Origin of the sequence: Micromonospora sp. NPDC049089 (assembly GCF_040648775.1) — a bacterium.
Taxonomy (GTDB): Bacteria; Actinomycetota; Actinomycetes; order Mycobacteriales; family Micromonosporaceae; genus Micromonospora.
In genome coordinates, this window is the sequence record NZ_JBEZEH010000101.1 from 1 (window position 1) to 24,422 (window position 24,422).

The 24,422-nt window shown below is 72.2% G+C and carries 20 protein-coding genes and 1 pseudogene; 5 read left to right on the forward strand and 16 right to left on the reverse strand.

Translation table 11 applies throughout. The annotated features are described in order from the left end of the window. Positions 1-63: 63 nt before the first annotated feature. From AB0B48_RS18550 to AB0B48_RS18560, 3 genes are all read right to left on the reverse strand, one after another. Positions 64-669, reverse strand: a complete 606-nt coding sequence (locus AB0B48_RS18550; protein ID WP_357202874.1) for a bifunctional 4-hydroxy-2-oxoglutarate aldolase/2-dehydro-3-deoxy-phosphogluconate aldolase — start codon at positions 667-669, stop codon at positions 64-66. Between the two features lie 67 nt (positions 670-736). Then, on the reverse strand, positions 737-1,762 hold the full coding sequence (locus tag AB0B48_RS18555) for a sugar kinase (RefSeq protein WP_357202877.1): 1,026 nt from the start codon (positions 1,760-1,762) through the stop codon (positions 737-739). A gap of 84 nt (positions 1,763-1,846) precedes the next feature. Next, positions 1,847-2,710, reverse strand: a complete 864-nt coding sequence (locus AB0B48_RS18560; protein WP_357202880.1) for a S1 family peptidase — start codon at positions 2,708-2,710, stop codon at positions 1,847-1,849. Positions 2,711-2,880: 170 nt separating this feature from the next. On the opposite strand from AB0B48_RS18560, the gene AB0B48_RS18565 reads away from it, so the two are divergent. Continuing rightward, positions 2,881-4,059: a low temperature requirement protein A gene (locus tag AB0B48_RS18565; protein WP_357202883.1), complete on the forward strand. Its 1,179-nt coding sequence runs from the start codon at positions 2,881-2,883 to the stop codon at positions 4,057-4,059. A gap of 10 nt (positions 4,060-4,069) precedes the next feature. Here AB0B48_RS18565 and AB0B48_RS18570 read toward each other — a convergent pair whose 3' ends face one another. From AB0B48_RS18570 to AB0B48_RS18625, 12 genes are all read right to left on the reverse strand, one after another. Continuing rightward, a complete protein-coding gene (locus tag AB0B48_RS18570) occupies positions 4,070-4,642 on the reverse strand; it encodes a nucleosidase (protein ID WP_357202886.1) in 573 nt (190 codons plus the stop codon). Between the two features lie 37 nt (positions 4,643-4,679). Then, positions 4,680-7,412, reverse strand: coding sequence for an Hsp70 family protein (locus AB0B48_RS18575; RefSeq protein WP_357202889.1), 2,733 nt, complete (start codon positions 7,410-7,412; stop codon positions 4,680-4,682). A 102-nt stretch (positions 7,413-7,514) separates the two neighbouring features. Next, positions 7,515-7,973 carry a GNAT family N-acetyltransferase gene (locus AB0B48_RS18580; protein ID WP_357202892.1) on the reverse strand — a complete coding sequence of 153 codons (459 nt, stop codon included), beginning with the start codon at positions 7,971-7,973 and terminating at the stop codon, positions 7,515-7,517. A 10-nt stretch (positions 7,974-7,983) separates the two neighbouring features. Further along, positions 7,984-8,796, reverse strand: coding sequence for a TetR/AcrR family transcriptional regulator C-terminal domain-containing protein (locus AB0B48_RS18585; RefSeq protein WP_357202895.1), 813 nt, complete (start codon positions 8,794-8,796; stop codon positions 7,984-7,986). Between the two features lie 42 nt (positions 8,797-8,838). Then, complete coding sequence (locus AB0B48_RS18590) at positions 8,839-9,390, reverse strand: DinB family protein (protein ID WP_357202898.1); 552 nt, start codon at positions 9,388-9,390, stop codon at positions 8,839-8,841. A 52-nt stretch (positions 9,391-9,442) separates the two neighbouring features. Next, positions 9,443-10,165 (reverse strand): dihydrofolate reductase family protein, encoded by a 723-nt coding sequence (locus AB0B48_RS18595; RefSeq protein WP_357202901.1) that lies wholly within the window; start codon positions 10,163-10,165, stop codon positions 9,443-9,445. After that, on the reverse strand, positions 10,162-10,863 hold the full coding sequence (gene ribA / locus AB0B48_RS18600) for a GTP cyclohydrolase II (RefSeq protein WP_357202904.1): 702 nt from the start codon (positions 10,861-10,863) through the stop codon (positions 10,162-10,164). Before ribA ends, AB0B48_RS18595 begins: the two co-directional genes overlap by 4 nt. Positions 10,864-10,921: 58 nt before the next feature. After that, on the reverse strand, positions 10,922-11,860 hold the full coding sequence (locus tag AB0B48_RS18605; RefSeq protein ID WP_357202907.1) for a lysylphosphatidylglycerol synthase transmembrane domain-containing protein: 939 nt from the start codon (positions 11,858-11,860) through the stop codon (positions 10,922-10,924). Positions 11,861-11,927: 67 nt separating this feature from the next. Next, entirely contained in the window at positions 11,928-12,746 is an 819-nt protein-coding gene (locus AB0B48_RS18610) for a class I SAM-dependent methyltransferase (protein WP_357202910.1), read from the reverse strand. Continuing rightward, a complete protein-coding gene (locus AB0B48_RS18615) occupies positions 12,743-13,789 on the reverse strand; it encodes a glycosyltransferase family 4 protein (RefSeq protein WP_357202913.1) in 1,047 nt (348 codons plus the stop codon). The genes AB0B48_RS18610 and AB0B48_RS18615 overlap by 4 nt, the downstream gene beginning before the upstream one ends. Beyond that, the gene (locus AB0B48_RS18620; RefSeq protein WP_357202916.1) at positions 13,786-14,184 is read right to left on the reverse strand and encodes a 6-carboxytetrahydropterin synthase; all 399 of its coding nucleotides are present in this window, start codon (positions 14,182-14,184) and stop codon (positions 13,786-13,788) included. Before AB0B48_RS18620 ends, AB0B48_RS18615 begins: the two co-directional genes overlap by 4 nt. Positions 14,185-14,186: 2 nt before the next feature. Then, the gene (locus AB0B48_RS18625; protein ID WP_357202919.1) at positions 14,187-15,170 is read right to left on the reverse strand and encodes a zinc-binding alcohol dehydrogenase; all 984 of its coding nucleotides are present in this window, start codon (positions 15,168-15,170) and stop codon (positions 14,187-14,189) included. 202 nt (positions 15,171-15,372) lie between these two features. On the opposite strand from AB0B48_RS18625, the pseudogene AB0B48_RS18630 reads away from it, so the two are divergent. Together AB0B48_RS18630 and AB0B48_RS18635 are read left to right on the forward strand one after the other, a co-directional pair. After that, positions 15,373-16,482 (forward strand): annotated as a pseudogene (locus AB0B48_RS18630) (choice-of-anchor A family protein); the annotation flags it as partial. A 3,261-nt stretch (positions 16,483-19,743) separates the two neighbouring features. Further along, entirely contained in the window at positions 19,744-20,217 is a 474-nt protein-coding gene (locus tag AB0B48_RS18635) for an LPXTG cell wall anchor domain-containing protein (RefSeq protein ID WP_357202930.1), read from the forward strand. A gap of 296 nt (positions 20,218-20,513) precedes the next feature. Here AB0B48_RS18635 and AB0B48_RS18640 read toward each other — a convergent pair whose 3' ends face one another. Continuing rightward, positions 20,514-22,337 carry a glycoside hydrolase family 35 protein gene (locus AB0B48_RS18640; protein WP_357202922.1) on the reverse strand — a complete coding sequence of 608 codons (1,824 nt, stop codon included), beginning with the start codon at positions 22,335-22,337 and terminating at the stop codon, positions 20,514-20,516. 82 nt (positions 22,338-22,419) lie between these two features. Between AB0B48_RS18640 and AB0B48_RS18645 the strand changes: the two genes are divergently transcribed. Next, positions 22,420-23,433 carry a substrate-binding domain-containing protein gene (locus AB0B48_RS18645; RefSeq protein WP_357202925.1) on the forward strand — a complete coding sequence of 338 codons (1,014 nt, stop codon included), beginning with the start codon at positions 22,420-22,422 and terminating at the stop codon, positions 23,431-23,433. A gap of 154 nt (positions 23,434-23,587) precedes the next feature. Next, the coding region (locus tag AB0B48_RS18650; RefSeq protein WP_357202928.1) for a carbohydrate ABC transporter substrate-binding protein at positions 23,588-24,422 on the forward strand (835 nt) is incomplete at its 3' end.

A 24,422-nucleotide genomic window follows, 5' to 3' on the forward strand; every position in this document is an offset into this window, starting at 1 on the left:
AAGTGCAAGATCGACGCCGGGAGGGAGGGGGCGCGGGAGGGAGGGAGGGAGGGAGGGAGGGGGTTAGGCGGGGCGGGTCAGTTTGGCTAGGGCGTCTAGCTGGGTGGGGTCGGAGAGGGCGGAGCCGACGGCCACCACGCGTACGCCCGCTTGCAGGAACGCGTCGGCGTTGCTGGCGTCCAGGCCGCCGGTGGCGACGAAGCGCAACTGCGGCAGCGGGCCGGCGACGGCCTTGAACCAGGCCGGCCCGAGGGCGATCGCGGGGAACGCCTTGAGCCAGGTGAGGCCGTGCCGCAGTGCCTGCTGGGCCTCGGTCGGGGTGGCCACACCGGGCAGGTGCGGCAGGCCACGTGCGGCGGCGGCGTCGGCGATCGCGAGGTCCAGGCCGGGCGCGACGGTGAACCGGGCACCCGCGTCGGCCGCCGCGGCGACCTGGTCGACGTCGAGCACGGTGCCGGCACCGACGATCCGGTCGCGCTCGGCCCCCGCCTCGACGGCAGCCCGCAGCGCCGGCACCGCGTCGGCGGTGGCCACCGGAACCTCCACCACGTCGATGCCGAGGTCCCAGGCGCGCTCGGCGAGCCGAACGGTCTCGGCGACCGGCAGGCCGCGCAGGATCGCCATCACCCGGGCGCCGCCGAAGATGTGATCGAAGTCCGGTGCGGTCATGGTGCACTCCATCCGATGTCGCGGTGGGACTGTTGCTGCTGGTCGGGTCGCAACCCGGCGGCCCGGCTCAGGTCGTCGCCCCCGGCTGGGTCAGGTCGAGCGGCGACCAGGCGTCGGCGGGGGCGTCGATGAGTTTCTCGAACCAGGTCCACGGCGGTACGGGGGCGTTGTCGCCGCTGCTCGTCAACGCCTGGGCGGCGACGAGGTGGCCGAGGCGCAGCCGCCGTACTGGGTCGAGGCCGCGTAGCAGCCCGGCCAGGTAACCGGCGGCGAACGCGTCTCCGGCGCCGACCGGCTCCACCACTGTCACCCGGGGCGCGGGCACGAAGACCGGTTCGGCGTCGCGGACCAGTGCGGTGGCGCCCACCGCGCCGTCCTTGACCACCACCGTCTGCGGATCGGGCAACACCTCGCGTACGGCGGTCGGGTCGGTGGTGCCCCACAGGGTCTCCGCCTCGTCCTGCCCGACGAAGACGAGGTCGCAGCGGTTGGCGAGGTCGCGTAGCACCGGTGCGGCCTGCTCGGCGGACCACAGTCGGGCCCGGTGGTTGACGTCGAAGCTGACCAACGCCTGCGCCAGCGGCCGGTCGGTCACCGCGTGCTCGACAAGCGCCCGGCAGGACGCGGAGAGCGCCGGGGTGATTCCGGACAGGTGCAGCACCCGGGCACCGGCCAGCGCCGGGGCCGCCAGCGTGGCGGGGTCCATCCGGGCGGCCGCCGAACCGGCCCGGTAGTAGTGCACGGCGGTCCCGTCCGGGCCGGGGTCCTTGACGTACAGGCCGGTGGGGGCGGTCGGGTCCACGCAGACCTGGTCGACGCGGACGCCGGCGGCGGCGACGTGCCGGACGACGGCCCGACCGAAAGGGTCGTCGCCGACCCGGCTCACCCAGGTCGTCACGTGTCCCAGGCGGGCCAGGTAACCGGCCACGTTGGACTCGGCCCCGCCGACCGACATGCCGACCCGCTCGGCGCGCTCCAGCGGCTCACCCGGCGCGGGGCAGAGCACCACCATCGTCTCCCCTACCGCTGCCACCTCGATCGACGGAAGGCCGGCCGGGACACTCGGCTGGTCAGGTCGGGGGGCGGTCGGCATCGGGCACACGTCCTCGCGGCGGGGGTGCTGGGCGTCGCCGAGCCTAGGTGTCCCGCGCGGGACGGGCAAGCGGTGTCCCGCTGGTCAGGGCAACGTCAACCCGTACGCGGCCAACACCTCCGCGATCGGCTGGTAGTAGGTGGTGCCGCCGGCCGTGCAGTTGCCGGTGCCGCCGGAGAGGATGCCGAGGATTTTGCCGGTGGAGGCCACGTAGAGCGGTCCGCCGCTGTCCCCCGGTTCGGCGCAGATGTTGGTGCGGATCAGGCCGTAGATCACGCCGGTGGCGTAGTTGACGGTCTGGTTGAGACCGGTGACGGTGCCGCAGCGCACGCCGGTGGTGCTGCCGCTGCGGCACACCGCCTGACCGATGTACGCGCTGCCGGGGCCATTGATAGTCACCAGGCCGGGGTAGGTGTAGACCGCGCTCGGGTGGGCGATCCGGCCGGTGTAGCGGATCAGCCCGTAGTCGTTGGTGGGGTAGCTGGTTGCGGTGCGGGTACCGAGCACCGTGGTCTGGGCGCTGTCGGTGTACCAGGTGGCGGCGGCGGTGGTGCAGTGCCCGGCGGTGATCACGTAGTAGGTGCTGCCGCTGCGCGCGTTCGCGCCGAGCGAGCAGCGCGCGCCGCCGCCGCCGTAGATGCCCTGCCCGCCGGCGATCAGCGGGCGCAGGGTTCCGGGTTCGCGGCGCAGCAGCACGCCGGCCCGGTCGGTCACCAACCGCAGCGCGGCCACCTCGCTGGGGGCCACTGTGTCGTCCACGGTGAGGGTCATCCGGCCGGTGGCGGGGTCGAGACCCCAGGCGGTGCCCGCGGTGCGTACCCCGGTCAGCGTGGCCGTCGGGTCGGCGGCGGGCGCGGCGGCCCGGTCGGGGACGGCGGCCTGCGCCGCGCCAGGAGCGACGAGCAGCAGGGCGGTCAGGACGAGGGTGACCAGCGGGTAGCGGCGCATCCGAACCTCCGAAGAGATCGAAACTATTGGATGCGGTCAAGCATCGCCCGGCCTCCGACGCCCTGGCAACCTCCGGCCGCCCGCTTCCCCGACCGGCGGGAATCGCCGATCCGGGGACGGGCCGCGCCGGCACCGCCGATAATCCTCGAAGACACGGCGGGAGGCCGGGCATGAGCACCGGAGGCACCGCGGCACTGGTACGCCGGCCGGACGGGTCGACCCGGGCCACGTTGCTGGAGTTGCTCTTCGACGTGGTCTTCGTGGCGGCCCTCGCGCTGACCTCGACGCTGTTGACCGAGAACCTTTCCTGGTCCGGCGGCGCGAAGGTGCTGCTGATGTTGACGGCCATCTGGTGGACCTGGTCGGTCACCTCCACCACCACCGAGTTCTACGACCCGCAGCAACGCCCCATCCAGGCCATTCTGATGATCGCCATGGTCGGCTCGGTGGGGATGGCGGCGTCCCTGCCGATGATCACCGACGGGCACGCGATGATCTTCGCGGTCGCGTACGTCGGTACGCACATCTCTCGCGGGATCATCCTGATCACGACGTTGCTCCGGCAGCGCCACCGGGCGGCCACGATCCGGGCCACCCGGTTCCTGTTCTGGTTCGTGGTGTCCGGCGTCTTCTGGATCACCGGCGGGGTGACCGGCGACGTGAACTGGCCGCTCTGGACCATCGCCATCACGATCGACCTGCTCTCCTCGGCGGCCCGCTACCCGACACCCCGGCTGGGCCGGGTGCCGATCGACCAGTACGAGCGGACCACCGGGCACCTGGGCGAGCGGTACCAGCAGTTCGTCATCCTGGCCCTCGGCGACATCATCCTGGTGCCCACCATGCGGGTCAGCCGTACCGATCTCGACGGCATCCGGGTCACCGCGTTGTTCTGCGCCTTCGGCCTCATGCTGCTGATGTGGCAGGTCTACGTCTTCCGGGCCGGCGAGTTGCTGGAAGCCGGGGCGAGGGCGGGCCGGCCGACGCGGGTGGCCCCGTACACCCATCTGGTGATGCTGGCCGGCGTGGTCGGCACGGCGGCGGCGTTCGACCTGGTCGTCTCGCGGCCGACCGGGACGACACCGGCGCGGTGGCTCCTGCTGATCATCGGCGGCCCGATCCTGTTCGTGGTCGGCCGCGCGCTGTTCACCCTGCTCGTGTCGACGAAGATGCCGTGGTGGCGGTTGAGCTGCCTGATCCTGCCGCTGCTGGTGCTGCCCTGGGCCGGCCACTGGCCGCCGGTGCTGGTCACCGTGGTCGTGGGGCTGGGGCTGGCGGCTCACGTCCTGCTCCCCGGGGCGGCCCGGGAGACCACGCCGGGCCTGCGGTTTCGACAATCCGGCGACTGACCCTGCTCACTCAGGCGACGTGTCGGGCGGCCCACTCGGCGAGGTCCCGGGCGCACGCGTCCACCGACTCCTGCCAGCTCCGGGCCGCGCCGTCGCCCGCCTCGTCGCTTACCTGCTTGACCAGCCGGCACGGCACGCCGGCCTGCGCCGCGGCCCACGCCACCGCGTACCCCTCCATGTCGACCAGGTCGGCGCGCTGCGCCAACCGGTCCCGCTCCGCGTCGTCGGCCACGAAGGTGTCACCGGTCGCGAGCACCGCGCCCTCGGCGGCCAACGTCAGCGGCGCCCCGTAGGTCTCGCCGGTGAGCGTGCGCAGCAGGTCGGTGTCCAGGTCGTGCTGGAGCACCGTGGCGACCTCGTGGATGCCGACCAACCCGGGGCGCAACGCGCCCGCCGTACCCAGGTTGAGCAGCAGGGCGGGGCGCGGCCCGGCGGCCAGCACCGCGGCCACCGCGCTGGCGGCGTTCACCTTGCCCATGCCGGTGAGCAGGACCGGAAGCTCGGGCGGCAGGTAGCGGGCCTCCTCCCCCACGGCAAGAACCACCAGCGGACGATCGGCGCGGACCGTACCTCGAAGATTCACCGGAGCATCGTACGAGCCGACCGGTGGGCCGTCGACGTCAGTCGTCGGTGAAGCGGTACAGCACGAAGTCCTTCTCCGCGCCGCAGGCGATCACACTGGTGTTCCACGAGCAGGAGGAGCTACGGACGTCCTTCAGCTCACCCAACTCGTCGACCTCCCCGGACTCGGCCCACACCCCGGCCAGCACCCGGTTGTCAGCGACCACGCTGGGCGCCTTGGCGAAGACCAGCAGGTTGCCCGCGTCCAGGCGGACCGCCACCCCGCCCCGGTCCCGCAGCACGGGCTTGCCGGCGGCGTCGAAGACGGTGACGGTCGGCTCCGGCAGCTCCCGTTGGGCGAGCACCTGCTCACCCAACGGGATTAGACCGGTCACGCCCGGCGCCGGCCAGCTGATCATGCGCTCGCCTTCGGTGACCGCCACCACCTCGGTGCGCGCGACGTCATTGTTCGGCACCTGCAACAGGCAGGCCCGCCGCTCACCGCAGGCCACCAGTTCCTTCGGGCGGTACTCGTCGTTGCCGGAGCGGTGCAGCACCACCGGCTCGGCGTCGGAGTTCAGGTCGTACGCGAGCAGCTGGTAACCACCCTCGTTGGCGGCCACGTACAGGCGGTCCTCGTGGGCGACCACCAGGTCATCGGGGTCGGCGACGCTGCCCCACTGGCGCAGCACGGCGCCGGATGCCATGTCGAGCAGCCGCACCGACCGGTCCGCACCCACCTGGACGAGTCGCCGCCCCTTGCTCGCCCACGGGTTGCGGGGCGTGCCGTCGAGAAAGGCCGGCCCGCCCGCCGCCGCGTCGGTGCCGACCGGTCGGACCACGGTACGGCCGCCGGCGTACTGGCCGCGGGGGTTGGGCTCGGTCCACTTCGCCGAGCCGTTGGTCAGGCGCAGACCGACCAGTTCGTCGGCGGTCCGGTCCACCAGCACCGCCGTGTCGTCGGCGAAGTAGACGTCGTCGTCACCACGCAGAACGCGCTGCCAGCGCTGCTCGCCGGTGCGGCCGTCGAGGACGGCCAGCGGTCGGGGGGTGCTGTCGCCCGGCGCGTCGGCGAGGACCGCGACCGCCCCGGGGACGGCGATGATCGCCTCCCAGTCGTTGGCCCGCACGTCGGTCTGCTCGCGCCACAACTCGCGGCCGTTGCCCGCGTCGACGGCCACCACCTCCAGCCGGTCGTCCGGCAGCGCAAACGCCAGGTAGGCCCGGTCGTCGAGCACCGCCGTCCACATGTCGAGCGGCCGTTCGGTGCCGGCTGACAGGCGGGACAGCTCGCGCAGCGAGGCGAACTCCAGGTTCGGGTAGCGGTCCCGGGTCAGGTAGAGCGTCGCCGCGGTGGCCACCCCGGCCAGGGCCAGCACCGCGCCGAGAACCACCCAGCGCGCCCGAGGCCAGCGGGTCGCGCCGGCCGGCGGGGTCGGGGTGGCGCCGGCCAGGCCCGGCCCCGGGGGCGGGCCCGCCGGCGGGGTGGATCCCGGCCAGGGCTGCGACGGTACGACCGGCGCGAGGGCTCCGGCCGGGGCGGGCGGGCTGACGGGGCTCGGCATCGGCGGGCTCACGGGGCGCGGCGCGGGCGGGCTCACCGAAGAGGGCGCGGGTGGTGCGAGCGGCAGGCCCGCGTACGCGGGGAGCGGCTTGCGCAGCGGCAGGTCGGTCAGGGCACCCTCGGCCACCGGCAACTCGGGCTGGTCCAGCACCGTCGGCGCGATCCCCAGCTCGGCGTGGAGCATGCGGGCCACCAGCGGGATCCGTGACGACCCGCCCACGAGGAACAGCCCGTCGAGCTGATCGGGGCGCAGCCCGGCGGCGGCGATGACCTCCCGGGCCCGCTGCACCGCCCTGCGCAGCAGCGGCGTGGCCACCCGCTCGACATCCGCCCGGGTCAGCTGGATCGTCTCGGCCACACCGGGCACCGCGACCGGGGCGACAGCAGACCGGGACAGGGTTTCCTTCGCACCACGTACCTCGTCCCAGAGCCGGACCTGGTCGCGGCGCTGCGCCGGATCAGCCGGTCGGGTGAGCCGGTCCCACTGCCCGGCGTGCCGCTCACCGACCAACTCGCCGACCCGCCGTACCAGCGCGGCGTCGAGGTCCAGACCGCCCAGGTCGGGCAGGCCACCGTCGGCGACCACGCTGAAGCCTGAGTCGCCCCAGGGGTCCGCGCCCTCGTTGCGCAGCACGGCGACGTCGAGCGTCCCGCCACCGAAGTCGAACACCGCGATCGCCCCACCGACCGGCACCGGACGGTGCAGCACCTGCGTGTAGTACCGGGCGGCGGCCACCGGCTCCCGCAGCAGCCGGGTGCCGGGCGGCGTCGGACCGGCGAGGGTGTGCTCTGCCGCCTGCGGCCAGCCCGCCCGCAGCAGCGCGTCGGCGAGGACCTGCCGCCGCGTCGCGTCCCACGCGGCCGGGCAGGTGACCACTGCCGGCGGCAGGAAACCCACAGCGTTCACCGCCGCCCGGCCGACCGTCGCCAGCACCGCGGCGAGCAGCTCGGCCGGCGGGTAGGCGCGGTCACCGAGCTGCACTGTCGGCTCGTCCACCCGACGCTTGGGGTTCGCCTCGAACCGGGCCGGGTCGGCCTGCGCCAACCGGCGGGCGTCCCAGCCGGTGTGCAGGGTGCCGTCCGGGTCGGCGTAGACGGCGGACGGACTGAGCGGTTGACCGTCCATCAGCAGCGGACGGGTCCGCCCGTCCGGCCAGCGCAGCACCGCCACAGTGTTGGACGTGCCGAGGTCGATGCCGAGGGCGAAACCCTCGTGCTGGCCTGCCATTGCCCGATACCTCCGCCGCGACGAGGGGAACTCGACCCCGCATCGTACGCAGGCCCCGCCGCACCGCTGATCACTCGGTCCGGGGTGGTCGACGGCGTCCGGTCAGTCGGTGGAGTGGACGCCCACCACCTCGTCCTCGCTGGTCTCCCCAGTGAGCTGGAACCCGAGTTTCAGGTAGAACTGCTCCGGGCCGTCCGGCCCCGGCTTCCACGTCGTGTAGACGCGGTCGTGCCCACGTCGGCGGGCCTCGTCGCGGACGGCCTGTACCGCGAAGCGGCCGTACCCCCGGCCCTGGTGCTCGGCGGCGATGTTCAGCCGCCACAGGCCCGAGCGCCTGTCGTCCGACTGGGCCGGATCCCACACGATGTCGAAGAAGCCCATCAGGAAGCCGACGATCTCGTCATCCTCGACGATCAGACGCGGCCACGCGATCTCGGGCTGCACGTACGCCTCGGCGAGGGACCAGGCGACCGGAGAGGAGAACTTCTCCTGGTCGGGCCGCACGCTCACCCGGCACGCGGCCTCCACATTGTCCTGAGTGATCGTCTCCAGTCGCGGCACGCCGGTCAGCCTACCGAGCGGGGCTGTGCAGCAGGCCGTCGAGCAGACCGCGCAGACCGAACTGGAACCAGGTGTCCAGGTCGGTGTCGGGCCTGGTCTGCCCTGCCGCGGCCAGCCACTGTCGGTCCCGGGTACGGCCGGTCCGCTCCAGCCGGGTGCGGGTCGCCGACCACCAGGCGTGGTAGGTGGTGTCCCCGGGGTCACGCCGGATGAGCAGGGCCATGCCCTGGACGTAGCCGCTGAGCGCCAGGTAGGCGCGGAACGCCTCGGCCGGTGCATATCCGGCGCTGGTGAACGCCGCCACCACCCGGTCGACCATGGCGAGTACCGCCGGCCCCGTCGGCGGCCGGTCGGTGGCGAGGATGGCCAGCAGCCAGGGATGGCTGCGGTACATCGCCCACTCGTCCCCGGCCAACCGTTCGAGCCGTTGGCGCGGATCGCGCGGTAGTGGCGCGGTGCCGGGCGGATGAGTGGCGGTGATCCGCTCGGCCATCGCGGCGAGGAGGTCGGCCCGGTTCCGGACGTGCCGGTACACGCCGTGGGCGGGCAGGCCGGCGCGTTGGGCGAGGACCCGCAGCGAGACGGCGTCCAGGCCGCCGGCGTCCGCAAGCTCGACCGCGAGGGCGACCAACCGGTGGCGCGGGTCGCCGCCGGTCGGCGCGGGCAGGTCCCGAATCCGACGCGGGCCGCTGGTGGGGCCGTGCTCACGACGTCTCCGGTACGCGCGGGCCTGACAGCTCCGGGAGCAGTAGCGGCGCGGGCGCCCCCGGCCGGGGCCGACGGGCAGTTCGGCCTCGCACTCGACACACCGGACACTGAGCACGCCGCCTCCACTTTCGTCACGGCACTCCGTGTGACGAAGCTACTACGGTCGAGCAGCCGGGCTGTCCGGATCGGTTCGTGTGGCGCGGAGCAGCCGGAGCTGACCGATCTCCGCGACGTTCTTCATCAGCTCCGAGTTGACCCAACCGATCGTGTGCGTGACGGTGTGGTCGGTCCCGTCCGGCCAGGGGAACGTCGCGATGCGGTCGAGGTCGCTGTCGCTGAGCTGGTCGAGAAGCTCCAACCATTCGGTGCGTAGACCACGCAGCCAGGCGACACTCGGCTCGCCCGCGCCCGGCCAGACAACGGCCGTGCGCTGCCGCGCTGATCCACCCCGGAGATGGTCCATCGCCACTGTCCACCACCAGCCGACGTGCCAGGTGAGCCAGCCGATCGTCGGCACCGGGACCGGGTCGGGTTCGGTGTCGGCCCAGTCCGGAGTCCAGGTGCCGTCGGTGCTCTGCCGCACCGACCAGCAGTGTGTGGCCGGCTCCCAGAGGAAGTCAGCGGGATCGAGTCGCTCCAGGTGGTGCTCGAACAGCGACCACGTCAGGTCGAACTGCCAGCGCAGGAGGGCCAGAGGCGCTACGGACATCCGGAGATCCTCCCGGAACCCCACCCCCGCCGGCCACAGATTAACGCCAACCTCATGATCGACCGATGGGGTCGGCGGGGCAGCGGTCGGAGAGGGCGTAGCGGAGCAGCACCACGTCGCCGATCTGACGGGCCTCGGCCAGGCGGGCACGTCGACCCGGGTGCCAGGGGAAGCTACCCTCCCCCACGAACCGGGGCGCCCGACCGTCGCCGACGAAGAACGGGGCGACCACCAGGTGCAGTTCGTCGGCGAGGCCGGCGGCGAGGAACTGGGCGTGCACCGTCCCGCCGCCCTCCACCATCAACCGCTGTACGCCCCGCGCGGCCAGGTCGGTCAGCAGCCACCCCGGGTCCACAGGCTCACCCGCGTCGATCACGGTGGCCAGCCGGCCGACCCGCTCCTCGGTCTTCTCCAGCGCGCCCGTGGCGCAGTAGACGAGCCGGGCCGAGTCACCGGCGGTGAAGAAGCGGGCGGTCGGGTCGAGGTCACCCTGCGCGGTCAGGGTGACCTTGGTGGGTGAGGCGGGCCGGCCGGCCGCCACCCGCTCGTCGCGGCGGCTCGGCGAGCGCACCAGCAACCGAGGGTCGTCTCGTCGGACGGTGCCGGCGCCGACCAGAATGGCGTCGCAGCTGGCCCGAACCGCGTCGACGCGGTCCAGGTCCTCCTCGTTGGACAGCAGTAACCGCTGCTCGGAGGCATCATCGATGTACCCGTCGATGGAGGCGGCACAACTCAGCAGCACGTACGGCCGCGTGGGCCCCGGCCGCCAACTCATCGGGAGACGGGCCGCTCAGGAGTACGACCCGCGAGCACATCCGCCGCCTCGGCCGCCTCGGCCGCCTCGACCTCCGCCGCCTTGGCGGCCTTGGCCGCCAGGTAGCCCGCGTTGGCCGGCGAGAGGAAGACGCTGGTGAGCACCCGTTCGGCGACGTCCACGCCCAACCGGGTCAACTGCTCGGCCTTGTCCGGGTTGCTGCTGAGCAGTCGGACCCGCGGCACACCCAACGTGGCGAGCATCTGCGCGGCGACGGTGTAGTCCCGCTCGTCCTCGCCCCGGCCCAGCGCGACGTTGGCCTGGTAGGTGTCCAACCCGGCGTCCTGCAACGCGTACGCGTCGAGTTTGGCGTACAGGCCGATGCCCCGGCCCTCCTGGCGGAGGTAGAGCAGGAAACCGCCGGTCTCGGCGATCCGCTGCACCGCCTCGCGCAGTTGCGGCCCGCAGTCGCAGCGTTGGCTGCCGAACACGTCGCCGGTCAGGCACTCGCTGTGCGGGCGGACCAGCGGGGCTGCTCCCCCGGCGGTGACCCGGTCCAGGGCGCCCGCCCAGTCGCCGAGGCCGAGGGCCAGGTGCTCCCGACCGTCCACCAGGCCCTTGAAGGTGAACACCCGGGCCGTCGTGGTGTAGCCGTCCGGGAACGCCAGCGGCACCGTGACCTGCGTGCGGATCGTGGCAACGGGCAATGCTTCGGGCATGGGACTCCTTTGTCCGGTGCCACCGTCGTCCGGTGACGCGTACCGTCTCACAACCGACTCAACATCCGCCGCCGGAGGCGGCTTCCCGGGCGGCGACCGGAATTCGACGTCGACGGGCCAGCAACACCGCAGCCCCGGGCAGGCTGGCCACCAGGATCAGCGCGCCGTAGACGGTGGCGGTGGCGACGCCCTCGGCCGCGCTGAGACCGGCCGCGCCGAACACCCATGCCGCCACCCCCTCGCGGGGCCCGAAACCGGCCACGTTCAACGGTAGGCCCATCGCGAGCAGGGCGAGCAACGTCAACGGCAGCAGGCGGGACAGCGGGGCGTCCGACCCGGCGGTGCGCGCCGCCACCAGGAAGGTGGCCAGGTGACCGGCGACCATCACGGCCGAGGCGACCAGCACACCGAACCAGGTACGCCGCGCCAGCAGCCCCGACCGTACGTCCGCCACGGCGGTGCGCAGTGCCGTCGCCCAGCGCGACCCGCCACCGTTCGGGAGAAGCCGGGCCACCAGCACGAGGGCCAGCCCAGCGGCGACGAGCAACGCGGCGGCGACCGGCAGGTACGGGCGGACCGGGGACGGGAAGGCGGCGAGCACCACCAGCGCGACCCCGACCAGGACCACCTGCCCGGCGGCACGTTCCCAGACCACCGCGCGGATGCCCCGGCTGACGTCACCGGCGTCGCGGCCGTGGCGTACCGCGCGGTGCACGTCGCCGAGCACCCCGCCGGGCAGTGTGGCGTTGAGGAAAACGGCCCGGTAACAGTGCGCCACAGCTGTCGCCAGTGGCAGGCGTACGCCGAGACCGCCGGCGACCAGGCTCCACCGCCACGCCGCGCAGACCGTGGTGAGCACACCGATGACCAACGCCGCTGCCAACGCCGGCGCGTCGATCAGTCGCACTCCGGCGAGGAACGGGCCGGTGCCCACCTGCCACAGCAGGACGGCGAGCAGACCCACCCCGCCGACCACTCGTGCCCAGGCCCAGAACATCGGCGCCGGCCCTCCCCTTTGAAGATCGTCCACTTGCCCTAGTCCACGTACCCAGGGCGTGAACGGTTCATCCACCGGCGAGGAGGTCAGTGTGTTCGACGAGCACCGTGAGCCGGCCGGCCGCCGCGTCGGCCAGCCGACGGCGGGCGTACGCCTGGGCGGGTCCGGCCAGGTCGGGGCGCTGCTCGCAGGCGGCCGCGAGCCATCCTCGGAACCATTCGGCGGTGAGGTCGGCCTGTTCCGGGCCGAGACGCCACGGGCTGGGCCGTTCCCGCACGTCGACGCCCCGCCGGGCGAACGCGGCGGCGGTGGCGGCGACGGCATCCGGGCCGAGCAGCCGCCGGCCCTCGACGGTACGCCGCTGGTGGTCGTTGAACGCGGCCTCGACCGCCTCGTCGAATGGGTCGGCCGGGGTGAACCGGACCCGCCCGGTCACCGAGATGGCGAACAGGGCCGGCCGGCCGACACACGCCGCCACCACCCGCTCGACCTCCTCGGCGGTGAGCATGTCCAGCAGCGCGGACGCGGTGACCAGGGAACCGTCCGCGAGGTCGGCGGCGGTCAGCCGGGTGAGGTCACCACAGCGGGTGTGGACGGTGACCGGGGCGCCGGCGGCGGCGGTCACCCCCCGCATGCCCTCGGCGGCCCGGGCCAGCAGGTCGGCGTCCCGGTCGTGCAGCACCCAGTGCTGAGGTCCGGGTAGCCGGGCGGCCAGCCAACGACTCATCGACCCGGTGCCGCTGCCCAGGTCGTGGATCACCGTCGCGGTGTCCCCGGTCAGCTGGGCCCGGACGGCATCCACCAGGTCCTCGGCACGCGCCGCCGCGTCGGCCGGCTCACGCAACCGCAGCCAGTCGGCGAACGGCAGGGTCTCCTCGGCGGTCATTCCGCCACCTCCTTCAGCACTCCGGCCAGCAACGCGGTGGTCACCGGCCAGTCGGTCAGGGTGTCGCGCCGGGCGAGAGCGGCACGACCCAGCCGGGCGCGCAGCCCGTCATCGTCGAGCCAGCGGATCAGAGCGGCGGCCAGCGCCGCCGGGTCACCGGGTGGGACCAGCAGTCCCGGGCGCTCACCGTCGGGCGCGTGACCGAGCGCCTCCGGCAGCCCGCCCACCTCGGTGGTCACCACCGGCAGGCCGCGGGCCAGCGCCTCGGTGACGACCATGCCGTACGTCTCGCCTCTCGACGGCAGGACCAGCAGGTCGGCGGCGGCGTAGGCGTCGTCCAACGCCGCGCCGGTCACCGGGCCGACCAGTCGCACCCGCTCGGTGAGGCCCGCCCCGGTCAACCTGTCGCGCAGCCGGTGCACGAGATCCGGTTCCCGGGCCAGAGAGCCCGCGCAGACCATCGTCCAGGACCTGCCGACCAGCGTGGCCAACGCGTCGACCAGCACGTCGTACCCCTTGTGATGGGTGACCGCCGCGACGCAGAGCAACCGGTCGCCGGCCACCGAGCCGACCGTGGGCGGCGCGGGCCGCACCCCGGGCGGCGCGGCCCGGACCCGGCCGGCGAGGGCCGGGTGGCGGGCCAACAGGGCGCGGCGGGTCCACTCGCTGGTGGTGACGACGGCCCGGGCGGTGGCCAGGGCGCGGGCTTCCGGCTCGTCGTTCAGCGGCAGGTGCACCAGCAGCACCAGGCGCAGCCGACGGGCGTGCGGGGCGAGCAGGTCCGGCACGGCCGAGGCGATGAGGCCGTCGATCAGCACCACGGCGTCGTCGGGCGCGGCGGCGAGCACCGCGCCCAGCGTCGCCCGGTCGGCCGGGTCGGGGTGCGGCCACGCGCCGGGCACCGGATGCTCGCGCACCGACCAGCCGCGCTCGCCCAGCCCCGCGCAGATCCGCCGGTCGTAGGAGTTGCCGCCGCTGGGCGTGGCCGGATCGTCGATGTCACCGGGCAGGACGACGTGCACCGCCCGGCCCGCATCGGTCACAACGACCGCTCGTAGCTCGCCCAGGCGATGTGCGACTCGTGCAGGGTGACAGTGATGCCGCTCAGGTCACGCGCCCCGGCGCCGAGCTCACCGGCGTGCACCCGCTCGACCAGCCGGTCCGCGACCGTACGGGCCAGCACCTCCGTGGTGGTGTTCACTCCGGCGAAGGCCGCCTCGTCGTCGAGGTTGCGGTAGGTCAGCTCGCTGAGCACGGCCCGCAGCTGCTCGGTGGCCAGGCCGATGTCCACCACGATCCCGTCGGCGTCCAGGTCGGGCCGGCGAAACGTCGCGTCGACGACGAACGTCGCGCCGTGCAGGCGTTGGGCGGGCCCGAACACCTCGCCTCGGAAACTGTGGGCGATCATCATGTGGTCCCGAACGGTCACGCTGAACACTGTCACTCTCCGTCTTCGTAGGTGATGAGGTGGCAGAGCGCGGGCAGGTCGCCCGAGGTCAGTCTGGCGAGCACGTCGGGCAGCTCCGCGAAGCGCGACGCGCCGGTGATCAACGCGTCGAAGGCCGGGTCGTCGAGCAGGTCCAGGGCGAGCGCCAGTCGGTCGGCGTAACTGCGCCGTCCCCGTCGGGCGGGTGCCACCATGCCGACCTGGCTGCTGCGGACGCTGAGTCGACGGGAGTGGAACGCCCCGCCCAGCGACACCTGCACCGGGCGGTCGCCGTACCAGCTCAGCTCGATGACCGTGCCCTCCGGGGCGAGCAGGTCCAGCGACTGTTGCAGGCCGGCGGCGGTGGCGCTGGCGTGCACGACCAGGTCCCGGTCACCGCGGGCGTCGGCCGGGCTGGCGAAGTCGACACCGAGGGCTCCGGCCACGCCGGCCCTGCGCGCGTCGGTGTCGACCAACTCGACGTGCACGCCGGGGAACCGGGCCAGCAGCGTCGCGACGCAGCAGCCCACCATGCCCGCGCCGATGACGGTGACGCGGTCGCCGACCAGCGGCGCGGCGTCCCACAGCGCGTTGACGGCGGTCTCCACAGTGCCGGCGAGCACCGCTCGGGCGGCCGGCACCCCCTCCGGCACCGGCACCACGGCACTCACCGGCACGACGTACGCGCTCTGGTGCGGGTGCAGGCAGAACACCGTTCGCCCGAGCAGCTCCGGCGGGCCCTGCTCGACGACACCGACGCTCAGGTAGCCGTACTTGACCGGGCCGGGAAACTCGCCCTCCTGAAACGGCGCGCGCATTGTGGCGTACTGGTCGGCGGGCACCCGGCCGGCGAAGACCAGCGTCTCGGTGCCCCGGCTGACCCCGGAGTAGCGTGCCCGGACCAGCACCTCGTCGGGGCCCGGGGCGGTCAGTGACACCGGCTGGATCTCGGCCACGCCGGGTTCGCGCACCCAGCAGGCGGACGCCTCGCGGATCACCGTCGCGCACCTCAGCTCTGCTCCGGGGCCGAATCGATCGGCCGTGTCGGGCCCCCGGTCGGGGGTTGTCGATCATAAACACGGAAGTTCGGTACGCACAGTTCGAAGCTCGCCCAGCCCATCCACCATTCAGACAAAACCGGCATAACGGTGTTTTTGCCCCTATAAGCTCCCCTGGCACATGCGAACCAACGGGGGCGTGATGAGGATTTCGTGGTGGGGTAGCCGCAGGTCACGGGCGACGGCGCTGACAGCTGCCGCAGGTGTGCTGGCGCTCAACTGTCTGCTGGTGCCGGCTGGCCCCGACCGGATCAACCCGGTGCTGGCCGCAGTCGACGAGGCCGTCGGGCCGGTCGACCCGGTCGCCGGGGCGCTGAGCTTCGGCGTGATGACCGAGGGCAACGCCACTGTGAACAACGACGAGAACGAGGGAACCCTCGCCGTCGGCGGTGACCTCACCCTCGGCAACTACCAGCTCGCCGGGGTGACCGCCGGATCGTTCGTGGTGCCCGGCGACGCCAACCCCAGCGCCCTGGTCGTGGGTGGACGGGTCAACTTCGCCGGCAGCGTCGGCGGCAGCCGCCTCCAGGTGCTCTCCAACGGCTACGCCAAGGTCGGCAACCTGACCGGCGCCTTCGTCCGCAACATCGACAACAACGGCGCCCAGGTCAACACCCGGATCCTGCCGACGAACGACTACGACGCCTCACCCCGGGTGGAGCTGGTCACCCGGCAGCCGGTCCCCAGCGTCGGGCCGACCTCGCCGATCAACTTCGCCGGCGCGTTCGCCTCCTTCCGGAACACCACGGCCGGCCTCGCCACCTGCGACAACACGGTCGTGCTGCGGACGCCGAACGGTGACGTGCTGCCCCGACCGATCCCGCCGGGCAGCAACGCCGTCGTCACGTTGACCCCGGGCGTGACGAACGTGCTCAACCTGAGCGCCGCCGACCTGGCCAACATCCAGATCCTGACCTTCGCGAGCCAGCCGACCGCCGCCACGCCACTGCTGGTCAACGTGGACACCAGCGGCGTCGGCAACACGTTCGCCTGGACCGCCCCGAACTTCGCCGGGATCGGCGGGCCGCAGGCGCGCTACGTCCTGTTCAACTTCCCGACCGCCACCGCGCTCACCCTCACCCCGAACGCCGCCACCGTCGAGGGCACCATCTACGCCCCCAACGCCAGCCTCACCGACCTCTCCTCCAGCAACACCGAGGGCAGCGTCATCACCCGTACACTGGACCACCGCGGCGGCGAGATCCACTACTTCCCGTTCAGCACCACGCTCGCCTGCGAGGGTGCCACCCCGGCTGACATCGCCCTGATCAAGTCGTCGACCACCCCGCTGATCACCAGCGTCGGCCAGCAGGTGCCGTACTCGTTCCACGTGGTCAACACCGGCGGCGTCCCGCTGACCACCATCTCCGTCACCGACGTACAGACCCCACCGTCGTCGAACGCCAACCTCGGCCCGATCACCTGCGCCGCCACCACACTGGCGCCCGGCGCGCAGACCGCCTGCACGGCCACCTACACCGTCACCCAGGCCGACCTGGACAACGGCGGCGTCACCAACGTCGCCACCGCCCAGGGCAGCCCACCGACCGGTCCACCTGTCGTCTCCGACCCGAACTCCCTGACCATCCCGGCGCAGGCGCTCACCGCCGCCGTCACAGTGGTCAAGTCGTCCCCCACCACGTCGATCACCACGGTCGGGCAGCAGGTGCCGTACCGGTTCCTGGTCGCCAACACCGGCGGCCTGACCCTGACCAACGTCGCCGTCACCGACGTGCAGGCCCCGCCGTCGTCGAACGCCAACCTCGGCCCCATCACCTGCCCGGTCACCACCCTGGCACCGGGCGCGAGCACCACCTGCACCGCCACCTACACAGTCACCCAGGCCGACCTCGACAACGACGGGGTCACCAACGTCGCCACCGCGCGGGGCACCCCGCCCCGCGGCGGTACGCCGGTCACGTCGCCGCCCTCGACGCTGACCATCCCCGAGGCCGGGCTGCTGGCGTCGATCGCCATCGTGAAGACCTCGACCACCACGTCGATCACTGCTGTCGGCCAACAGGTGCCGTACCAGTTCCACGTGCTGAACACCGGTGGGTTCACCCTCACCAGCGTGAACGTGACCGACGTGCAGAGCCCGCCGTCGTCGAACGCCAACCTCGGCCCCATCACCTGTGCCGCCACCACCCTCGCGCCCGGCGCGCAGACCCTGTGCACGGCCACCTACACCGTCACCCAGGCCGACCTCGACAACGACGGCGTCACCAACGTCGCCACCGCACACGGCACCCCGCCCAGCGGCGCCCCTGTCGACTCGACGCCAGCGACGCTCACCATTCCGGAAAGCGGTCTGGTCGCCTCCATCGCGATCCTGAAGTCGTCCACCACCACGTCGATCACCACTGTCGGGCAGCAGGTCCCGTACCGGTTCGACGTGGTCAACACCGGCGGGTTCACCCTCACCGGCGTGAACGTGAGCGACGTGCAGACCCCGCCGTCGTCGAACGCCAACCTCGGCCCCATCACCTGCGCCGCCACCACACTCGCGCCCGGCGCCACCACCACCTGCACCGCCACCTACACCGTCACCCAGGCCGACCTGGACTTCGGCTCGGTCCGGGACAGCGCGACAGCGCAGGGAACACCGCCCGGCGGTCGGCCGCCCGTGCAGTCGCCGCCCGCGACGCTGACGATTCCGAGCGACGTGGTCGTCCCCGGCATCTCACTGGTGAAGTCGTCCACCACCACGCAGATCAGCAGCGTCGGCCAGCAGGTGCCCTACCGGTTCCTGGTCGCCAACACCGGCGGCGTGACGCTCAACGGCGTGAACGTGACAGACGTGCAGACCCCGCCGTCGTCGAACGCTGACCTCGGCCCCATCACCTGCGCCGCCACCACCCTGGCACCGGGCGCGACCACCACCTGCACCGCCACCTACACCGTCACCCAGGCCGACCTCGACAACGACGAGGTCACCAACGTCGCCACCGCACACGGCACACCGGCCGGCGGTGAGACGCCCATCGACTCGGCACCCTCGACGCTGACCATCCCGGCGGCAGACCTGATCCAGTCGATCTCGCTGCTGAAGTCGTCCACCACCGTCTCGATCAACACGGTCGGGCAGCAGGTGCCCTACCGGTTCCTGGTGGCCAACACCGGCACCGTGACGTTGTCCAACGTGAACGTGACAGACGTGCAGACTCCGCCGTCGTCGAACGCCGACCTGGGGCCGATCACCTGCGCCGCCACCACCCTCGCGCCCGGCGCGAACACCACCTGCACCGCCACCTACACCGTCACCCAGGCCGACCTCGACAACAACGGGGTCACCGACGTCGCCACCGCACACGGCACACCGCCCGGCAGTGAGACGCCCATCGACTCGGCGCCGGCGACACTGACCATCCCGGACGCGGGGATCGTCGCCAGCATCCAGGTGGTGAAGACCTCCACCACCGTGCTGATCGATAGGGTCGGGCAGCAGGTCCCGTACCGGTTCCACGTGGTCAACAACGGTGGGCTCACGCTGACCAACGTCAACGTGACAGACGTGCAGACCCCGCCGTCGTCGAACGCCGACCTCGGCCCGATCACCTGCGCCGCCACCACCCTCGCCCCTGGGGCGAGCACCACCTGCACCGCCACCTACACGGTCACCCAGGCCGACCTCGACAACGACGGCGTCACGAACGTCGCCACCGCGCACGGCACACCGCCGGGCGGGGGTACGCCTGTCGACTCCCCGCCGTCGTCACTGACCATCCCGCAGTCCGGGCTCGTCGCCAACATCGAGGTGATCAAGGCGACCACCACGGTGGCGATCGCCGCGCCGGGTCAGCAGGTGCCGTACACCTTCCTGGTCGTCAACAGCGGCGGTCTCACCCTCACCGACGTGACAGTCAACGACACTGTGCTGCCGCCGTCCGTCCGCGGCGTGCTCGGGCCGATCACCTGCGGTCCAGACAACATCCCGAACGGCGCGGTGACGTTGTCGCCGGGCGCCTCCATCCAGTGCCGGACGACCTACACGGTGACCGCCGAGGACTTCACCGGCTCGTCGCTGCGCAACGTGGCCACGGCCACCGGTACGCCGCCGTTCGGGCCGCCGCCGGTCTCCCCGCCGTCGCCGGTGGACATCCCGATCCCGCACCCGGCGATCGCCATCACCAAGTCGGTGACGCCCACGGTGGTGTCCGCGGCCGGTGACGTGGTCACGTACCGGTTCGTGGTGAGCAACACCGGCACCACGTCGCTCAGCGCGGTGACGGTCGACGAGACGGACTTCTCCGGCACCGGGACGCCCGGGGCCATCACCTGCGGCACGCCGCCGGTCGCCAACGGCACTGTCACCCTGGCCGCCGGGGAAAGCACCACCTGCACGTCGACCTACGCGGTCACCGCCGCGGACATCGAGACCGGCCGGATCACCAACACCGCGGTCGCGGTCGGCACGCCCCCGACCATTCCCGGCCAGGAGCCACCCGCACCGGTACGCTCCGCGCCGGCCTCAGCAGAGGTCACGGCCACCCGGGGCGCAGCGATCACGGTGGTGAAGTCGAGCAGCACCAACAAGATCGTCCGGCCGGGGCAGCACGTGCCGTTCCAGTTCGTGGTCACCAACACCGGTCAGGTGCCGCTGACCGGCGTGACGATCACCGACGCCCTGACCGCACCGGCCTCGGCGGCCAACCTCGGCCCGATCACCTGCAGTCCGGAGCGGACGCCGAACGGCACCGTCACCCTCGCCGCTGGCGCGGCCGTGACCTGCACGGCGACGTACACGGTCAGCAAGGCGGACTACCACCACGGGTCGCTGCGCAACACAGCGACGGCAACCGGCACTCCGCCGGACGGACCGGCGCCGATCTCACCCGAGTCCACGATCACCATTCCGGTGAAGGGCAAGCTCCCGGTTACCGGAACGTCGTTCCCGGCCGGACTCTGGATGGGTGCCGGCGTGCTGGCGGTGCTCCTCGGCGCGGCCCTGCTGCTGGTCGTCCGGCAGCGCAGACTCCGCGCCTGACGCGGACCTGATCGCGGGGGCCGGACCGGAGGGGAACCGGTCCGGCCCTCGCGGCACGTCACCCCCACGGCGGCAAGCAATCCGCTCCACCGCGCGATCAGTGAGCTCGGCTCCGCAGAGCTCACCGCCGCCGGCGGCCGCTCGACCACCCTGCCGCTCGCCGCCGCCGGCGGTGCCGTCCTGCTGGCGGCCGGCGTGGGGGTCCTCCTGCTGAAGCGTCGCCGCAAGCGCGCCTGACCGGCCTGTCGGGCCCCGGTCGCCCGCTCGCACGGCGGGCGACCGGGGCGGTCAGACGGTCATTCGAACTCCTCCACGTACTCCTCGGTGGGGCCCAGCTCGGGCTGGTCGCGCAGCTCCAGGACCGGGCCGAGGCGGTCGGTCTCCAGTACGACGATCGTGTTCTCGCCGGTCCGCAGCAGTGGCGCGGGGCAGTAGAGCGTCACCTGCGGGCCGATGTCCCAGTAGCGGCCGAGCAGGAATCCGTTGACCCAGACCAGGCCGTGCACCGAGCCGGGCAGTGCGAGGAAGGTGTCGGCCGGCTCCTCGATGTGCATCCTCGCCACCGCGAAGCCGGCACCGGTGCTGGCCGGTCCGGCAGCGGTGGCGAGGCGCAGGTCGTCCGGTGTCCACTCGGCCAGGGCGATCGGCGAGCTGGTCCAGCCGTGCACGATCCGGCGGTCGACGAGCACCGGCCCGAGCAGACCCTTGTGCTGGCCGACCAGTGGGCCGTAGTTGATCCGGCCGAGATTCTCCACCAGGATCTCCAGGCGCACGGCCGCGCCGGTGCCGTTGATGGGTATCTCCGGATGCTCGGCGTCGGCGACACCGATCGGTACGCCGTCGGCGAGGACGATCGCCCGGTCACGTACGTCGGTGAAGACGATGGTGTGCGCGCCCGTGGGGATTTTCGGGTGAGCGGTGAGCAGCACCATCCCGGCGTCCAGGCCGAGCTGCTCGAAGGTGGCCGGCCGTGGGCCGGTCGACTCCGGCGTGCGCACGGCGCGCAGGCCGCTGATCAGGTCGGCGCGGTGGGTCAGCGGCACCTGCGTCGGCGGGAGCACCGGCATCCGTTCGGGCACTCGCAGCTGCCCGGTCGCGCCGAGGGCCGCGCGCATGGCGTGGAACTTGGCGGTCAGTGTTCCGTCCTCGGCGATCGGCGCATCGGAGTCGTAGCTGGTGATGGTGGGCTGAAGCCGGCCTCGGTCCGCGTTGGCACCGGCCCACAGGCCGAAGTTGGTGCCGCCGTGTGCCATGTAGAGGCTGACGCTTCCGCCCTCGCCGATGATGGCGTCGAAGGTGCGGACGGCGCTGTCCACCGAGCGGACGTGGTGCCGCTCGCCCCAGTGGTCGAACCAGCCGTTCCAGTACTCGGCGACCACGAATGGTTCGTCGGGCCGGCGCTTGGCGAACAGGGCACGGGCGGCCTCGGGCTTCGAGCCGAGGGTGGCCGCGGCGAGCGTCCCCGGCACCGTGCCCGCGTCGTGCATCAGCTCGGTCGGGCCGTCGGCGGTGAACAGCAGTTCGGTGATGCCGCGCTCGAGCAGGGCGGAGCGAATCCAGGGCAGGTACGCCCCGTCGTCGCCGTAGCTGCCGTACTCGTTCTCGACCTGCACCGCCACGACCGCCCCGCCGGCATGCGTCTGTTGCCGCGCGATGCGGGGGATCAGCTCGTCGAACCAACGTTCGACCGGCCCGGTGTACGCCGGATCGGAGCTGCGCAGGACCACGTCGCGGGCGGTGAGCCAGGCTGGCAGGCCGCCATTCGACCACTCCGCGCAGATGTACGGGCCGGGACGCAGGACGACGTCGAGGCCCTCTTCACCGGCGAGTGCGATGAACGCCTCAAGGTCGCGCCAGCCGTCGAAGCGCGGCGCGCGGCCCGCGTGCGGCTGGTGGAAGTTCCAGGGCACGTACGTGTCGAGGGTGTTGAGGCCGAGGTCGGCCAGCCGCCGGATCCGGTCGCGCCACAGCTGCGGGTGGACCCGGAAGTAGTGCAGGGCGCCGGAGAGGATGCGGTGCGGGACGCCGTGCCGGTGGAGCTGACTGTCGCTCCAGCCGAGCGCGGGCGAGGGCGTGGTCGACGGTGTCACTGTGTTGCCCGGCCGGTTCGTCTCGATCATGGCGGAAGCCTATGTTACCCGTGCCATCTGTAACAATGGCGCTAGGATGCCGCCGTACCGGGTTCTCAGGAGGGCGGGGCGGATGACCGAGGCGACGATGCGTGGCAAGCAGCCGAGCATGACCGACGTGGCACGCGCCGCCGGTGTGTCCGCGCAGACGGTCTCGCGCACGCTGCGCGACTCGCCGAACGTCAACGCGGAGACCCGACGTCGCGTGCTCACCGCGGTCGAGCAGCTCAAATACCGGTACAACGGCGCCCCGCGGCTGCTCTCCTCGGGGCGGAGCTTCACCCTCGGCCTGGTCCTGCTCCAGGCCGGCGGGTACTACTCCCGCTCGGGGGTCACCGCCGGGGTGGAGGCCGCGGCCGGTCAGGCGGGCTACTCGGTGAGCATCGCGACCATCGCCGAGCTGGACACCGCGTTGATGGAGAAATCCCTGCTCAAGCTGTCTGATCAGGGTGTCGACGGCATCATCATCGCGGTCCCGCTGATCTCCGTGACCCAACGGATGGAGGACATCACCCGGGACATCCCGACCGTCACGGTGGACGGCTCGCGCACCACCGGCGCGCGGGTGCTGGGCATCGACCAGCACGAGGCGGGGCGCGCGGCGACCCAACACCTGCTGGACCTGGGGCACCGCCAGGTGTGGCACGTGGCCGGGCCGGATGAGTGGATCGAGGCACGGCAGCGTCGGCAGGGCTGGCAGGAGTGCCTGGCCGCCGCCGGGATCGACGCGCCGCCAGCCCTGGAGGGCGACTGGTCACCCGAGTCGGGCTACCGCCTGGGGCAGGTTCTCGCGATGATTCCCGAGGTCACCGCCGTCTTCGTGGCCAGTGACGAGATGGCCTTCGGTGTGATCAAGGCGCTGCGGGAGCGCGGGCGGTCGGTGCCGCAGGACGTGTCGATCGTGAGCGTGGACGACATCGAGCTGGCCTCCTACTGCCACCCACCGCTCACCACCGTTCGCCAGGACTTCTACCGCTCCGGGTCGGCCGCGGTCGCACTCCTGCTCGACACCCACGCAGAGGGCGAATCGCTGACGCCGGCGACCCTGATCGTCCGGGAGTCCACAGCGGCGCCGCGGACCCACTAACCGTCGTGCCGTCGGTAGATCGTTCTTGACGGGTCATGTTACGGGTGCCACAGTAACAACGCGCGGCCCACCTCAGTGATCTAGCGGACCGCGCCTCGTGCACGCCGTCAACTCCCGCACCGTTGTGCGCACCCGCCCACGGAGGACCACCCCCATGTTGAGAAAACCCATCGTCCTGGCTGTCGCCGCAGCGACAGCGATCAGTTTGCTCGCGGGTTGTTCCGGAGGCGACGACAGCGCCGACGGTAAGAAGACCCTGAAGGTCGCCGCCTTCGAGGGCGGCTACGGCCGGGACATGTACCTCCAGGTCGTCGAGGCCTACCGGGCGAAGCACCCCGACGTGGACGTTCAGCTACAGCTCTCGAAGACCCTTGAGGACGAGATCAGCCCCAACATGAAGGCTGGCAAGTTCCCCGACGTCGTGGTGCTGCCTCAGGGCCGCAAGGCCGCGCTCGCCGAGACGCTGGTCAAGGACAAGGCGCTGGAGGACCTCACCGGAGTCCTGGACATGACAGTGCCGGACGAACAGTCCACCGTGCGGTCCAAGCTCGCCGACGGGATCGTCGGCAACCTCAACACCAACCCGTACAACGACGACAAGACCTACCTGATGCCGATGTACTACGCGCCGACCGGCCTGGTCTACAACAAGGGCCTCTTCGCGCAGAAGGGTTGGCAGGTCCCGACCACCTGGGACGACATGTTCAAGCTCGGCGACGCCGCCAAGGCCGAGGGCATTGCGCTGTTCACGTACCCGACCGCCGGCTACCTGGACTCGTTCTTCTTCGCGCTGCTCGCTGACGTCGGCGGTGAGCAGTTCTACAAGGACGCCATGACGTACTCCGAAGGTGTCTGGAAGACCCCCCAGGCGCGTCAGGTCCTGGACATCACCGCCAAGCTGCTGACCTACGCGTCGAAGACCACCGTCGGGTACGCCCCGGCTCACACGTACCTGGAGCAGCACGACCAGGACCGTATTGAGCAGCACC